This is a genomic window from Pelagerythrobacter aerophilus (assembly GCF_003581645.1).
GTDB classification, from domain to species: domain Bacteria; phylum Pseudomonadota; class Alphaproteobacteria; order Sphingomonadales; family Sphingomonadaceae; genus Pelagerythrobacter; species Pelagerythrobacter aerophilus.
In genome coordinates, this window is the sequence record NZ_QXFK01000006.1 from 1 (window position 1) to 14,598 (window position 14,598).

A 14,598-nucleotide genomic window follows, 5' to 3' on the forward strand; every position below is an offset into this window, starting at 1 on the left:
TGTCTCCATCAAGGCGAGCGCTGCCTTCGAGAGGCAGCTTCCCAATGTGCTACGGCACCGAACTGACCTCGTCGGCCATCCTGCGCTGGTCGCAGGAGCGGCGCGTCGAGTGGCACTACATCGCGCCGGGCAAGCCGATGCAGAACGGCTTCGTGGAAAGCTTCAATGGCCGTCTGCGCGACGAATGCCTCAACGAGACGTTGTTCACCTCGCTCGCGCACGCCCGCTTCGTGCTGGCCGCCTGGCGGCACGACTACAACAACGTCAGGCCACACTCGAAACTGGGCGGGAAGACCCCCGCCGAGATCGCAGGCGAACGTGTCTGGGGGCATGCCCCCAGACACGTTGCCATCCCATCAAACATCAATCATGAAGGAGCGAGACTCTACCTCTGAGTGGTAACAATCAGGGGAGCACGTCACCGGCGATCGTGAAAAGTTGTGTGGCCGCCGACCGAAGTCGGAAGGGTAGCTCCCCGGGCGCGACACTAAATTTATGATAGGTGAAAATAGTTCCGTCCCTATTATCGCCTCTCGGGTGAGGGCGGAGGAGCCGCATCTCGACTCAGCTATTGCAGCAAGGAATGATGGACGTCTCATTAATCTCGATAGCGCCTCCAAGCTGAAATATACGGTCAAGGCAGGCTATGTCTTACGAGGGCTTGCCATTTCGCTGGCGTTTGAAACAACGATCTGAAGCTTCGCAGTAGTCCGCGCGAAATGAGGGGTGCCATCGTAAGGCAATGCAAACGTTGGACGAAACGCCTGCATTGAGTGAAGCTGTGAGGCTGTGGCCGAGTGTGATGTGGCCCCCTGATTTTCCTCCGATCTGGACGAGAGACCGGCCCTGTTGGAAGGACGGACGAGACGAAGTGACTGAGGTTCACCGAAAAGCAGATCATTGGCTTGCTTAAGGAGGCCGAAGCTGGAGCGAAGACCGCCTATTTGGCCCGTCGATATGGTATAGCGGAAGCGACGATCTACAACTGGAAGTCGAAGTATGGCGGGCTCGAGGTTTCGGAGGCTCGGCGGCTGAAGGAACTCGAAAGCGACAACGCGAGGTTGAAGCGTCTGCTGGCCGATGCAATGCTGGACAAAGCGGCGCTGAAGGATCTCCTGGCAAAAAATTCTGCCGCCGGGCGCGAAGCGCGAAGCTGTGGCTCATCTCCGGGACTGCCATGGGATGAGCGAGCGGCGGGCGTGCCGGGTCATCGATACCGATCGCAAGGGTGTGCGGTACCGTTCCACGCGGGACGTTGACGCTGAGCTTCGCGAAAAGCTGCGCGAACTGGCCAACCAGCGTCGCTGGTTCGGCTGCCGCCGCCTGCATTTCCTGCTGCGTCGGGAGGGGATCATGATCAACCGGAAGAAGACCCAGCGCCTATATCAGTAAGAGAGACTAGCAGTCAGGTGGCGACGCGGCCGCAAGCGGGCTATGCGAACCAGAGCGCCAGCACCGGTCCTGGCTCTGCCGAATCCGCGGTGGATGAGTAGCCCCTAGATTTCTGGACGCCTTCTATCCTAATTTTGAGGACAGGAGGCGACGATGGGGAAGCCCAACTTCAGTGATGAGTTCAAGCGCGATGCGGTGGCCCAGATCACCGAGCGTGGATATCCGGTAGCCGAGGTTTCGCAGCGGCTCGGTGTCAGCCAGCACTCGCTGTATGCGTGGAAGCGACAGCTGGGCAGGCAAGTGTCTAGCGATGCGAGCAAGGATGCCGAGATCCGCCAGTTGAAGCGCGAGTTGGCCCGGGTGACGGAGGAGCGCGACATCCTAAAAAAGCCACCGCGTACTTCGCCCGAGATGCAAAGTGAGGTACGCGTTCATTGCCGAGCATCGCGATCGTTTCGGCGTGCGGGCAATGTGCCGGTGCCTCGCTGTGCAGCCGAGTGGCTACTATGCTTGGCAGAAGAGCCCGCTGAGCCAGCGGGCCCGGGAAGATGCCCGGCAGACGGAGCTGCTGCGGCAAGCGTGGAACGACAGCGGCAAGGTCTATGGCTACCGCAAGCTGCACGATGACCTGCTTGATCACGGCGAGACCTGCTGCGCGAACCGCGTTGCCCGGTTGACCAGGCTGGCGGGCATCAAGGCACAGATCGGCTACAAGCGCAGGCCGGGCAGCCATGGTGGCAAGCCGTCCCTGGTGGTCGACAACACTCTGGATCGCCAGTTCGACGTGGCTGCGCCGGACCGGGTCTGGGTAACAGACATCACCTACATCCGCACCCTGGCAGGCTTTGCCTATCTGGCAGTGGTGATCGACCTGTACTCCCGCCGTGTGGTGGGTTGGTCGATCCAAAGCCGCCAGACCACCGATGTGGTGCTGCAGGCACTGCACATGGCGGTATGGCGGCGTAAACCGAAGCAACGGGTGCTGATCCACTCGGACCAAGGCTCGCAGTTCACCAGCATAGACTGGGCCGCCTTCATCCGGGCTCACAATCTTGAGCACTCGATGAGCCGACGGGGCAACTGCCACGATAATGCCGTGGCCGAGAGCTTCTTCTCCTCGCTCAAGCGTGAGCGCATCCGGCGCCGTACCTACAAAACTCGCGAGGAAGCCCGGCAGGACGTGTTCGATTACATCGAGATGTTCTACAACCCGGTGCGCAAACATGTCAGGAACGGGATGCTGTCACCCGTCGAGTTCGAACGGCAGCAGATTTTGAAAGCCGAAGGCGTCTAGAAAACTAGGGGCTACTCAAACGGCCGCATGCGCGACGAGCTGCTCAACGAAACGCTGTTCCTCAGCCTCGCGCATGCCACGTCGAGATCTCGGGTTGGGGTTGAAGATTACATTCGGGAGCGACCACACTCAGCCCTCGGCTACGCAAGCTCGGCGGCGTTCGCCGCCCGACTGAATAACCAATGGCCTGCCTCGCTACGCCCTACGGGCACCGCTACCCAGCCCATTGCTTCAGCCGCGCTCATGCGCAACAATGCCGCTACTAGGCCCTAATCCCAGCTGGGCGAAAGCTGGGGGTCACGTCAGTCCCTGCAAAGAGGGATTCATGCAGCGAACACCGCTGCCGGCCTCTCCCTATCACATCATCGACGATATTGAGCACACGGAACTTTTGTTCGGACGCCACCTAGTCGTGAGCAAATAAAAGTTCGAAAAAGAGGGCTCGACACAGCGAAGCGCCGAACCCTCTTGCAATTAGCGAGTAAGTTCAAAACTTGCCGCGCACGGTGATGCCGTAAGTCCGCGGTTCCGCAAGAAAAGCGGAGAACGTTTGTTGCGGAGCCACGAAAGGCGTGTTGAAGGCCACCTGCGTATACCCAACGTCAAACAAATTATTGACCCATCCCTCGATCGCGAAGCGATCCGCAATATTGGTTAGACCCACACGCCCGTTCACTACGACGAAGCTGTCCTGTTCCTTGCCGAAGATCAGGTCGGAACCGGTGTTGTAATCACCAGCCATACGAGCGTTCACGAAGACCAGGCCTTCGAGCCCACTGTCGCCGATTGGCGGCGTCCACGTAAGCGACGATGTTGCCACGATCTCTGGTGCATTCGACAGGTTGTCGCCTGGCAGCAAGCGTAGTGCGGGGTCGAGCGGTACCCCGGTATCGTCCCCGATAAGATTGTCTTCAAAGCTCGTATCAGAATAGGTGACGCCAAGGGTAATATCCAAATCACGAGCGGGCCGTAGATAGGTTTCGATCTCGACACCTTGAGCGATCACACCTGGTGCAACTTCATCGGAAGAGCATGCTCCGGTTGTCGCGCTTGCGTCCCTGTCGGCCCCGCCGAGATCGCTATCGCAACTATTGACCGTCTGCACGATGTAGAACGCCCCATTGAACGTGTTCAACTGGAAGTTACTGAACTCTTGCCGGAAGCCTGCAATGCTAACCCCGAACTCGCGTGTCGAGTATTTGAGGCCGATCTCATATGCATCGACTGTTTCTTCATCGAACTGCAGCGCGGCTGCCGAGATATTGGCCGGATCGAACGCAAGCGGATTTGACAGTGCAGACCTGTCGAGGTTGAAACCGCCCGCCTTGTAGCCGCGTGAATACGAACCGTAGACTAGCAGATCGGGAGTTGGCTTCCAGCTCAGGATAGCCGTGCCGGTAAACTCCTCTTCTTCGCGCGAGTCTTCGAGAGAAACTCCATCGAGCTCCGATGTCGAATTGCCTTGGCAGGAAAGGCTGATGATACCACCGGCCAGAGGTGCCAAAGTCGGAACACCCAGAAAGCCTCCGAGCAGATTGCGGTTTGTCGGACAAACCGTGTTGTCGTTGCGGAAAGTTGCGTCGAAGTCCTTGGTTTCGTTCGTATAACGAAGCCCCAGCGTCAAATCGAGCGTATCCGTGATCGCAAAGATATTATGCGTGAAGAACGCGAAGTTCTCACTCGTCTGATTGTAGACCTCGCTGACCGTTCCCAAATCGCTGATGCTTGCAAGGTTGTTGATACCTGCGAGGATCGCCGGGGTTGCAGCGCCGAATGCCGGGCTTCCGGTCAGCGTACCGTCCAATGCCGCCACGTTGGCACCCAGGCAATTGGAAGCCCCCGGATTGACCAAAGCCGGATTGATCGCGATCGCGATGCGGCACGCTACGAAATTGCCGTACTGGGTGCCGAACCGCAGATTATCACGCACCTGCAGTTCTTCATTGGCGTAATACGCGCCGATCAACCAATCCAGTTTGCCATCGAAGGCCTCACCGGTAAGGCGCAGTTCCTGAGTGAATGTTTCAAAGTCTCGAGCAAGAGCATTCTCGGTCGGAGCGCGGTAGAGAATATCGACAGTAGTGTAATCGGTGTCAGATCCCTGGCTGTTGGCATATTCACGGTAGCCCGTGATAGACGTCAACGTGACGTTCCCGAAATCCCAATTGATCTCAGCCGAAATACCGTAGTCTTCGGTTTCGCCTTCATAGCTTCTGCCTGGCGTAGGGTACAGGTCGCGGTTGAATGTGTCTTGGGTGAGGGCACGCGGATCCTGCCCAAGCGCAAGCAACACGGGAACGATCGGATTTGCGGTACTCGTCAGGGCGGCCCCATCCGATGGCCTCGTAAAGGGATCAAATCCAGCGCTGATCCGTGCAAGCGGAGCAAACTCGGGCTGGACGAACGTCGCGGCACAGCACGCTTCGTCCTTTTTGGAATAATCCCCGACAAGGCGAATGGACAGGTCGTCATTGGGTTCGAACAGGAGCTGACCGCGGACCAGATAACGATCGCGATTGTTGATCGTCCCGCCGTTGGTAATATCGTTGTAGAAGCCGTCGCGCTCAAAGTAAACGCCGTCCACACGCGCAGCTACGGTGTCGCCAAGCGGAGCGTTTATGCCACCTTCGACGCGGATCGCATCATAGTTGCCATAAGTGAAGGCCCCGTATGCGCTGAAATCGAACTCGGGCGGTGCGGTGTAGATATTGATCAGGCCTGCCGATGAGTTCCGCCCGCCCAGAGTACCTTGGGGACCGCGAAGGATTTCGACCCTGTCGATAGGGCCGAGCTCACTCAGGGCGCTTCCCGAACGAGAGCGATAGACTCCATCGACAAAAACCGCGACCGAACTTTCCAGACCAGGGTTGTCGCCGACCGTGCCGATACCGCGAATACGCGCGGAACCGTTAGCTTCGTTGCCGGTGGAAGACACCAGCAGGGACGGTGCAACCTGGTTCAGCTCACGTATGTCGCTGGCGCCCGAATTCTGGAGGGTTTCTCCGGAAACAGCTGACACGGCGACTGGAACATCCGCCAAGACCTGCGATCGCCCTTGCGCGGTAACAATGATTACGTTTTGGTCTTCGACATCGGCCCCTTCAACCAGATCCGCATCGGGTTCGCCAACATCCTGGGCGAAGGCGGCTGTCGGTGTGAAGGCAAGTGCCGCTGCCAATGCACCAAGGGCGCAATGGTGGCGTGATGGAAATCTTTTCATGTGCCTCTCCTCTAAGAATGTGCCCCATCCTAGGCACTAGTCGATGTTAGAAACGATGCCGATAAGCGCGTTTCATTTCAAGACTTGGTAGATGAATTGACGGATTATTTCACATTGTCGACAAGCATGTGGCAAAAATGCCATGCAGGTCACTACATGCAGGTTTCTAGTAGCCAGAAAGCTTGGAAAATCGGTCCTTTAACCAGCTCGACGAACCGAAGCTCTGCTCCAGCACGCGGGCGCGCTTGAGATAGAAGCCGACGTCGTACTCATCGGTCATGCCGATCCCGCCGTGCAGCTGGATGCCCTCGTTTGCCATGGTGTGCATAACGCGGTTGGCTTCCGCCTTGGCGATGGTCGCCGCGCGCGCCACGCCGAAGCCGGCATCGACGGCTTGCAGGCCCGCCTCGACCGCGCTGCGCATCTGGGCGAGATCGGCGAAGAGGTCCGCCATGCGGTGTTGCAGCGCCTGGAAGCTCGCCAGCACCTGGTTGAACTGCACGCGCTGCTTCAGATAGTCGAGCGTGTCGTCGAACACTTGCTGCGCCATGCCGAGCATTTCGGCTGCGGTGAGCACGCGCGCGCGGTCGAGCACGTCATCGAGCAGGTTGTCGCCGCCATTGGCGAGCTTCTCCGCCGCCGCGCCGTCGAAGGTGACGTCGGCATGGCTGCGCTGGTCGGTCAGCTTGCGGGTGGTGAGCGCGACGCCGTCGCCTTTCTCGACCAGGTAAAGCCCGTCCTTCGCCGCGACGACGAACAGGTCCGCACCATGCGCTTCATGGACGAAGGCCTTGGTGCCGCTCAGCTTGCCGTCGGACACACTGGTCTCGATCTTCGCAGGATCGTGGCTCGGCCCTTCGTCGACGGCGAGGGTGGCGATGGCCTCGCCGCTCGCCAGCCTGGGCAGCCACCTGGCCTTCTGCTCGTCGCTGCCGCCAAGAACGATCGCCGAGGCGGCGACGGTGTTCATCACCAGCGGGCTGGCGGTGAGCGTCTTGCCGAGTTCCTCGACGACGAGGCCCGCGGACAGGAAGCCGAAGTCCGACCCGCCATGCTCTTCGGGGATGATGACCCCGGCCCAGCCCATCTGCGCCATCGTCGCATAGGCGTCGCGGTTGAAGGCTTCGGGCTCGCCGCTGGCGCGGACCTTGCGGAATTCGGTGACCGGGCTTTCGTTGACGGTCCATTCGCGCGCCATATCTCGCAGCATTTCCTGTTCTTCGTTGAGAACGGCCATTGTCCTTGCTCCCCTCTCTTACTGGTGGTCGAGCATGCCGAGCACGCGCTTGGCGATGATGTTGTTCTGGATTTCGGTCGAGCCGCCATAGATGGTGGTCGCCTTGCCGAAGAGCCACGCGCGCACGGCCCCGAGCTCGCCGTCCGAAAAGCCGTCGCCTTCCCAGCCGAGGCCCTGCAACCCGCGGATTTCGATCAGCAATTCGCTGCGTTCCTGGCTCAGCTTGGTGCCGAGCTTCTTGAGCACAGAGCTGATTTCGGAGACGCCGCCAGCTGCCTTGCTCTCTTCCATCGCGCGGCGCGCGGTGAGCAGGAAGCTGTTCCAGCGGATTTCGAAATCAGCGATCTTGTCGCGCAGCACCGCATCGGCGAGTTCGCCGTCGGCGCCCGTCGGCTGGTACTTCTTGGCGATATCGCCAAGGCTCTGGCCCATGAGTCGGGCGAGGCTGCCGCCGCCCGAGATGTTGGTGCGCTCGTGCTGCAGAAGGCGCTTGCCGATGGTCCAGCCCTGGCCTTCCTCGCCGACGAGGTTTTCCTTCGGGACCTTCACGTCGGTGAAAAAGGTTTCGCAGAACGGGCTGGTCCCGCTGATCATGGTGATCGGGCGGACTTCGACGCCGGGCGTGTCCATGTCGATCAGCATGAAGCTGATGCCCTTGTGCTTGTCGCTCTTGTCGGTTCGTACAATTGCAAAGCACTTGTCGGCCCATTGGCCGCCGCTGGTCCAGGTCTTCTGGCCGTTGACAAGGTAGTGGTCGCCCTTGTCCTCGGCAAAGGTCTGGAGGTTCGCGAGGTCAGAGCCGGCATTGGGTTCCGAATAGCCCTGGCACCAGCGGATTTCGCCGCGGCAGATCGGCGGAATATGCTCCTGCTTCTGTGCCTCGTTGCCGTATTCGAGCAGCGTCGGGCCGAACATCATGACGCCCATGCCGCCGATCGGGTTGTAGGCACCCGCCTTGGCGAATTCCTGGTCGATGATCTTGGCCTGCGCCTTGGTGAGGCCGCCGCCGCCGTATTCCTTCGGCCAGGTGGGGGTGCCCCAGCCGCGCGCGCCCACGGCTTCGCGCCACTTGGTCTGCGCCGGCGTTTCATTGGTGGGGCCGTCCACGCCGGCCAGCGCGTTCGACTGGCCCTTGAGTTCGGCGGGAAAATTGTCCGCCAGAAACTGCTGCACTTCCGCGCGGAAGGCGTCTTCGTCGGTCTGGGTTGCGGGCTCGATTTGTGTGGCCATGGGTGTTTTCTCGAAGAATCAAGGAAAGACAGATAAGAATGTAGGCTACGGGGACGAGGATCCCTCCGTCAGTATTGTTGTTCGGGTAGGTGAAGAACCAATCCATCCAGCATCGGCTTCATCGGAATCTGACAGGCAAGGCGACTGTATTCAGTGGTGCCTTCGGCGAACTGCAAGAGGTCGGCCTCCATTCCATCATGCATAAGCCGACCCACCTTGTCGATCCATTCGGGATCGACATGCACATGACAGGTCGCGCAAGCACATACCCCTCCGCAATCGCCATCGATACCCGGCACGTCATTGTATAGCGCCGCTTCCCTGGCTGTCTCGCCTTCTTCTATTTCGACCTCCCGTCGCTCACCATCGCTAGCCACGAACGTAATTTTGATCATCTTGAACTCCGCATTTCGATCTCGAGAGTCAGCGGGCGCGGAGCCGCACCGGCAGCCTGGTGATTCCGCGGACGAGGTTTGAAAAAAGACGCTCTGGTTCACCTGTAACCTCGACCCGGGAAAAGCGCTTGTGAATTTCTTCCCAGATGATCCGCAGCTGCAGTTCCGCGAGCCGGTTTCCCATGCAGCGGTGAATGCCATAGCCGAATGAGAGGTGATGGCGCGGATTTTTGCGGTCGATGATGAACTGGTCCGCGCGCTCGATAGCACTCTCGTCGCGGTTGCCTGACAGGTACCACATCACCACCTTGTCGCCCTTCTTGATCTGTTTGCCGCCGATCTCCCAATCTTCCAGCGCGGTGCGGCGCATATGAGTGAGGGGGGTCTGCCAACGGATGATTTCCGGAACCATTTTGCTAATGAGCGAAGGATCCGCGTCGAGTTTCGCGTACTCGTCCGGGCTTTGGTTCAAGGCGAGCACGCCGCCGCTGATGGAATTGCGTGTTGTGTCGTTTCCACCGACGATCAGCAGCATAAGATTGCCGAGAAACTCGAGGAACGGCATGTCGCGCGTGGCGGGAGAATGAGCCATCATCGAGATGAGGTCGTTCTTCGGCTCCTCGTTTATCCGTTCGTCCCACAGAGTCTTGAAATACATCGCGCAACCGATGAGTTCTTCGCGCCGCGCCTCGTAGGATTCGACGATCCCGGTTTCAGGTGCCGCAGTTGCTACATCGGACCAGCGCGTCAGCTTGCGCCGCTCCTCCCAAGGGAAATCAAACAAGGTTGCCAGCGTCATCGTCGTCAACTCGATCGCAACCTTATCCACCCAGTCGAAATCTTCGCCAATCGGGAGTTCATCGAGAATCTCTCCCGCGCGCTTGCGGATGATCGGCTCGAGCAGTTGCAGGTTGGACGGAGCCACTGCCGGAGTCACCGCCTTGCGCTGCTGATCGTGCTTGGGCGGGTCCATCGCTATGAACATTTCAAGTTCGAGCGCGCCTTCCACCGAATGCATGTCCTGGATTGCAATTCCGCCTAGCTTCGCTTCCGAAGAGAAGACCTTATGATTGGTGTCCACCGCCATGATGTCGTCGAACTTGGTAATGGACCAGTAAGGGCCGACATAGCTCTCGCGGCAGTAGTGGACAGGTTCTTCGGCGCGCAACCTGTCAAAAAATAGACCGATGGTATCGTTCTGAAACAGGCTTGGCCGGGCCACGTCGATTTCCTCGATCGGAATTGACGCGATCCTCGCCGCGGCATCCGGCTCGGCGATCTGGCTGTCCATAAGAACTATTCCTTCTACATCTCAGGCCTGATCGGCCTTCAGTCATCCTTAAGGGAGACATCTCGTGCAGTCAATAAATCGTATACTCTTTTAGTCCCTTGCAGACACCAATCCCATCGGATAGTGTGCCGATCCAACGAAGGTTTGCTAATATCCTTATACTTTTTATTCGAGAGGTGCGGGTGTGCTGATGAGTGGCGGATGTCAGCGGTGAAGAAGGCCAAGCGTGCCCTTTCTCTTGCGCAAAGCATCGTGCGGGACATCGAGGCGGGTCGCCATAACCCGGGTGACAGGCTTCCGCGCGAGGATGAAATGCTCGCGCGTTACGAGGTTGCGCGCGCAACTTTGCGGGAGGCTTTGCGGTTCCTGGAATTGCAAGGGGTCATCCATCTCCAGCTCGGCCGTGGTGGAGGTCCCGTCGTAGCCCGTCCGCAGACCGGCGATTTTGCAAGCAGTTTGTCATTGATTCTGCATTTCATGGAAGCCGATTTGCGTGGTTTGCTTGAATTGCGCGAAGCAATTGCTCCCGATGTCGCAGGGTATGCAGCCCAGCGTGCAACTACCGCTGATCTCAGCGCGTTGGCAGGGTGTCTGGCGGAATTGAGGCATCATGAAGCCTCTGATCAATTCGAGGAACTTAATCGCAGATTTCACGACTTGTTGGGTTGGGCGAGCGGCAATCCGCTGTTCGGTTTGCTGACCTCTGCGATGCATCTGTTGACCCGCGAGTTTTCCCATTCGCTGGGATATTCGGCACAGGAACGGGCGGTGCAGATGAAGTTTCTGGTGCGGGTGCTCGAGGCAGTGCGGACTGGCGACAGCGCCGCGGCCCGTCAAGCAATGAGCCGGTTGGTGGCCGGCTCTGCCGTCTATCTTTCGGAGCGCAGTCCCGAGCTGGTCTCGCAGCGGGTGCGGTGGGGGCAGCTGTAGAATTTTCAATAGTTTGAGTGTGCGTTTAGGCAAGTGGCTGGAGAGGAAGAATGGCGTTGAAGAGCCGAATATGCGAAATGCTGGGGATCCGGTACCCGATCCTGCTTGCCGGGATGGGCGGAGCGAGCGTTCCGGCGCTGGCGGCTGCGGTTTCGAATGCCGGCGGGCTCGGGGTCCTGGGTGCCGCGGCGTGTTCGCCCGATCAGTTGCGTGACTGGATTCGCCAGACCCGGGAATTGACCGACAAACCTTTCGGTGTCGATACGCTGCTCCCCGCGTCGGTCAGGCGCGGCTCTGCCCCTCAAAGCGGTGCTGCACCCCAAAATCCCATGGATCTGATGGGTGAATATCAGCAGTTCGCGCGCGACTTCATGGATCGTGAAGAGCTTCCGGAGGTCGATGCTGCCGCCGCCATGCGGGCGGCGGGCGCGCCTGAAATGGGCAAGGGCGGCCCGCAGTTGTTCTCGAAGGAATTCTTTGAGGCGCAGATGGAAGTGGTGATCGAGGAAAAGGTGCCGGTTTATGCTGCCGGCCTTGGCAATCCTGAACCCTGGATGGATCGGCTCCATGCCAATGGCACCAAGGTCATGGCGGTGATCGGCAAGGTCAAGCACGCCGAACAGGTCGTCGGGTCGGGCATCGACATGATCGTCGCGCAAGGGCACGATGGCGGAGGTCACAACTCGCCGATCGGGACTATTTCCTTGATTCCCCAGGTGGTCGACGCCGTTGGCGATCGTGTTCCTGTCCTTGGGGCCGGCGGTATCTCGGATGGCCGGGGTGTTGCCGCTGCGATGATGCTGGGGGCAGAGGGCGCGTGGGTCGGCACGGCATTTCTCGCGACCGAGGAAGCGGGCATCGAGCGCTTCCAGAAAGAGGCGATCACCGAAAGCGGCGATACCGATACGGTCGTTAGTCGATCGCTTACCGGCAAACCGGCGCGCATGATCCGGAACAAATGGGCCGACGCCTGGGTGCAGGCCGGAAAGGAACCTCTGCCGATGCCCTATCAGTCGATGATCTCCGGCCCGGTCATGGCCTCCGGGATCAAGGCCGAGCGCAAGGATGTCATCCCCGGCTTCGCGGGGCAAGGCATCGGCCTGATCGATTCGATCCGGCCTGCCGCCGAAGTGATGCGCGACCTGGTCGATGGAGCCGAGAAGGCGTTGGCGTCCGCTGGTATCTACAAGTGAAGCGCAGGAGGCAAGAAGATGGCTTACGCCAAAGGTCATGAATTGCGCCGCCCCGTAGAGCCTCTCAGAGCGCTGGGGCAATGAGGCAGTTGATTGCCGACAAGGAGGATACGGCGCAGGTGTTCCGTATCGTCAAGGCATTGTCGGGCAATTCCTATTATCGGAATTTCAATCGCTTCATGAAGTCGAGCGATGGGCGGCGTATCGCTTCCGACCGGGCCGACCTACTTGAAACCTTGTGCGATCGCAAACGCCTTGCGACCTGTGCGTCTGGCACGCTTGGCCGAGCCTACCTCGATTTTGTTTACGGGGAGGGTCTGACAGCAGAAGGTCTGGCGGAAGCCAGCGAGGCCGGAGGTCTGGAGGACCTCGGCGACCCCGATGTTTCCCTCTATCGTCGGCGCCTTCGCGATTCGCATGACCTGTTTCACGTCGTCACCGGATACGGCAGGGACGCACTGGGCGAATTGTGCGTGCTGTCCTTCGGAAACGCGCAATTCTATAATCACGGGATCGCTTTCATCGTGGGCGTCGGCATTCCCAAGATGAAACTGGAAGCTGCCAAGTTGCCAGTGGCGCGCGCTGCATTTGAAGCGTGGCGCCGGGGCCGGGCTGCAGCCGATCTGACCACCTTCTACTGGGAAGAAAATCTCGATCGTCCGTTGGAGGATGCCCGCCGCGAGTTGCGACTGCGTCCGCCGGAGACCTATCAGAGGGTGCGCGCTCTTTCCGAACAGCTCGAACGCGATTACCAGGCGGTCAGGCAGGCATGAGCTTAAGCGACAAATCGGCCATCACCGGAGTGGGCGAAACCGCTTTCGTGAAAGGCACCGAGAAAACCGCGGTCGACATGATGCTGGAAGCATCGCGCAAAGCCATAGCAGATGCAGGGCTGAAGCCGTCGGATATCGACGGCATGGTTCCTCCGCCGATCTACACCACCTCGGAAGAGATGGCGGCTAACCTCGGTATCGAAGTTCTGCGCTATGCCTCTACGGTCCACATGGGCGGGGCGAGCCCTACCACGGCACTCCAGAACGCCGCGATGGCAATTGCCAGCGGCTTATGCGACCATGTGCTGGTGACGCTCGGGTGGAACGGTTATTCCGCCTTGCGGCCCAAGCCTGGCGCACCGCCGACGCGGCCGATGAACATGAACACCCTGACGAATACGATCCAAGGCTATTACATTCCGTATGGCGTGTTCCTGCCGGTGCAGATGTATGCCTGGCTCGCCACCCGGCACTCCCGAATTTACGATATCGGCCCGGAAGCGATGGCGGCCGTTGCACTGGCGTGCCGTCGCCATGCGCAGATGAATCCGCAGGCCTTCACTCATGGCCGGGAACTGGATGCCGAAACCTACCATTCCGCGCGCTGGATATCCGAACCCTTTCGCCTCTACGATTGCTGTCTGGAGACTGACGGGGCATGCGCAGTCGTGGTTTCGCGAATGGACCGCGCCAGGGACATGCCGCATGTTCCCGTGAGCATCGCCGGTGCGGCTGAAGGGCATCCTTACCCCGCCGACGATATCCCTTCGCGTCCCGACCCCTTCAAGATCGGCCTGAGCTACGCCGCGCCGCGCGCGTTCGAAATGGCGGGGGTCGATCGCGAAGACATGGATTTTCTGCAGATCTACGACTGCTTCACCTACGTGGTTCTCCTGCAGCTGGAGGCCCTGGGCTATTGCGAACCAGGTGGACAGGCAGAGTTCGTCGCGAATGGCCAGATCGAGCTGGGCGGGCGCTATCCCGTCAACACCCATGGCGGCCTGCTGAGCGAGGCCCATATTTGGGGACTGAACCATGTCGTCGAGGCGGTGCGTCAGTTGCGCCACGATTGTGGGGAGCGGCAGGTCGAAGGCGCCCAGACCGGCCTGGTGACCGGCTGGGGCGATCTGGGTGACGGCAGTATAGCGATTTTGAGGAGGTTTGCGTGAGCGACGAGAAAGATCTGCCGCCCAAGATGCGCCCCTCGGCGCAGGCCGCACCAGCCAAGCCAAAGCCGCGCCCGCAGGATCCGGTGGAGCAGGAATTCTGGAACCGGTGTCAGGACGGCAACCTTTACTTCCAGCAGTGCGAAGGATGCGGCAGTTTTCGGCATTTGCCGCGCTATATGTGCGCCCGATGCGGTTCTCCTGAATGGTCGTGGGAGCGTAGCACCGGCAATGGCACGCTGTTTTCCTGGACGGTGACCCATCAGGCACTGCATCCCGCCTTCGCCGGCGAGATTCCCTTCATCGCTGCGGTGGTGGAACTGGAGGAGGGAGTGCGCATGGCAACCCGGCTGGTCGATTGCGCGCTCGACGAGCTTGAGCTCGATCTGCCGGTCACGCTGGATTTCGAGCCGATCTCCGAAGATTTTCGCCTGCCAGTATTCCGACCCGTCGCGATCGCGCGCGCAGAAGGATAGA

12 protein-coding genes and 2 pseudogenes are annotated in these 14,598 nt (G+C 59.7%); 9 read left to right on the forward strand and 5 right to left on the reverse strand.

Translation table 11 applies throughout. From position 1 onward, the window contains the following. The 4 genes and pseudogenes from D2V04_RS01305 to D2V04_RS01320 all read left to right on the forward strand — a co-directional run. The coding region (locus tag D2V04_RS01305) for an integrase core domain-containing protein (RefSeq protein ID WP_147391746.1) at positions 1-395 on the forward strand (395 nt) is incomplete at its 5' end. A 480-nt stretch (positions 396-875) separates the two neighbouring features. Continuing rightward, positions 876-1,485 (forward strand): annotated as a pseudogene (locus D2V04_RS01310) (transposase); the annotation flags it as partial. Between the two features lie 60 nt (positions 1,486-1,545). Continuing rightward, a protein-coding gene (locus D2V04_RS01315; protein ID WP_089213974.1) for an IS3 family transposase occupies positions 1,546-2,686 on the forward strand; the annotation gives its coding sequence in 2 pieces (ribosomal slippage) (positions 1,546-1,787 and positions 1,786-2,686; 1,143 coding nt in all). 18 nt (positions 2,687-2,704) lie between these two features. After that, a pseudogene (locus D2V04_RS01320) lies at positions 2,705-2,959 on the forward strand (integrase core domain-containing protein); the annotation flags it as partial. 214 nt (positions 2,960-3,173) lie between these two features. On the opposite strand, the gene D2V04_RS01325 reads toward D2V04_RS01320, so the two are convergent. From D2V04_RS01325 to D2V04_RS01345, 5 genes are all read right to left on the reverse strand, one after another. Continuing rightward, complete coding sequence (locus tag D2V04_RS01325; protein WP_119511584.1) at positions 3,174-5,906, reverse strand: TonB-dependent receptor; 2,733 nt, start codon at positions 5,904-5,906, stop codon at positions 3,174-3,176. Between the two features lie 166 nt (positions 5,907-6,072). Further along, the gene (locus tag D2V04_RS01330) at positions 6,073-7,143 is read right to left on the reverse strand and encodes an acyl-CoA dehydrogenase family protein (protein ID WP_006834193.1); all 1,071 of its coding nucleotides are present in this window, start codon (positions 7,141-7,143) and stop codon (positions 6,073-6,075) included. A gap of 18 nt (positions 7,144-7,161) precedes the next feature. Beyond that, positions 7,162-8,373, reverse strand: a complete 1,212-nt coding sequence (locus D2V04_RS01335) for an acyl-CoA dehydrogenase family protein (protein WP_006834192.1) — start codon at positions 8,371-8,373, stop codon at positions 7,162-7,164. A 68-nt stretch (positions 8,374-8,441) separates the two neighbouring features. Beyond that, on the reverse strand, positions 8,442-8,768 hold the full coding sequence (locus D2V04_RS01340; protein WP_006834191.1) for a 2Fe-2S iron-sulfur cluster-binding protein: 327 nt from the start codon (positions 8,766-8,768) through the stop codon (positions 8,442-8,444). A gap of 28 nt (positions 8,769-8,796) precedes the next feature. Further along, positions 8,797-10,059 (reverse strand): cytochrome P450, encoded by a 1,263-nt coding sequence (locus D2V04_RS01345; protein ID WP_006834190.1) that lies wholly within the window; start codon positions 10,057-10,059, stop codon positions 8,797-8,799. Between the two features lie 201 nt (positions 10,060-10,260). Between D2V04_RS01345 and D2V04_RS01350 the strand changes: the two genes are divergently transcribed. The 5 genes from D2V04_RS01350 (at position 10,261) to D2V04_RS01370 (ending at position 14,597) form a co-directional block, all read left to right on the forward strand. Beyond that, a complete protein-coding gene (locus D2V04_RS01350) occupies positions 10,261-10,989 on the forward strand; it encodes a FadR/GntR family transcriptional regulator (RefSeq protein ID WP_006834189.1) in 729 nt (242 codons plus the stop codon). Between the two features lie 50 nt (positions 10,990-11,039). Beyond that, on the forward strand, positions 11,040-12,182 hold the full coding sequence (locus tag D2V04_RS01355; RefSeq protein WP_063511644.1) for an NAD(P)H-dependent flavin oxidoreductase: 1,143 nt from the start codon (positions 11,040-11,042) through the stop codon (positions 12,180-12,182). An 80-nt stretch (positions 12,183-12,262) separates the two neighbouring features. Then, positions 12,263-12,955, forward strand: a complete 693-nt coding sequence (locus tag D2V04_RS01360; RefSeq protein WP_119511585.1) for a Coq4 family protein — start codon at positions 12,263-12,265, stop codon at positions 12,953-12,955. Further along, entirely contained in the window at positions 12,952-14,124 is a 1,173-nt protein-coding gene (locus D2V04_RS01365; protein WP_067182393.1) for a thiolase C-terminal domain-containing protein, read from the forward strand. The genes D2V04_RS01360 and D2V04_RS01365 overlap by 4 nt, the downstream gene beginning before the upstream one ends. Continuing rightward, on the forward strand, positions 14,121-14,597 hold the full coding sequence (locus D2V04_RS01370; protein ID WP_006834185.1) for a Zn-ribbon domain-containing OB-fold protein: 477 nt from the start codon (positions 14,121-14,123) through the stop codon (positions 14,595-14,597). The genes D2V04_RS01365 and D2V04_RS01370 overlap by 4 nt, the downstream gene beginning before the upstream one ends. The last annotated feature ends 1 nt before the right edge of the window (position 14,598 follow it).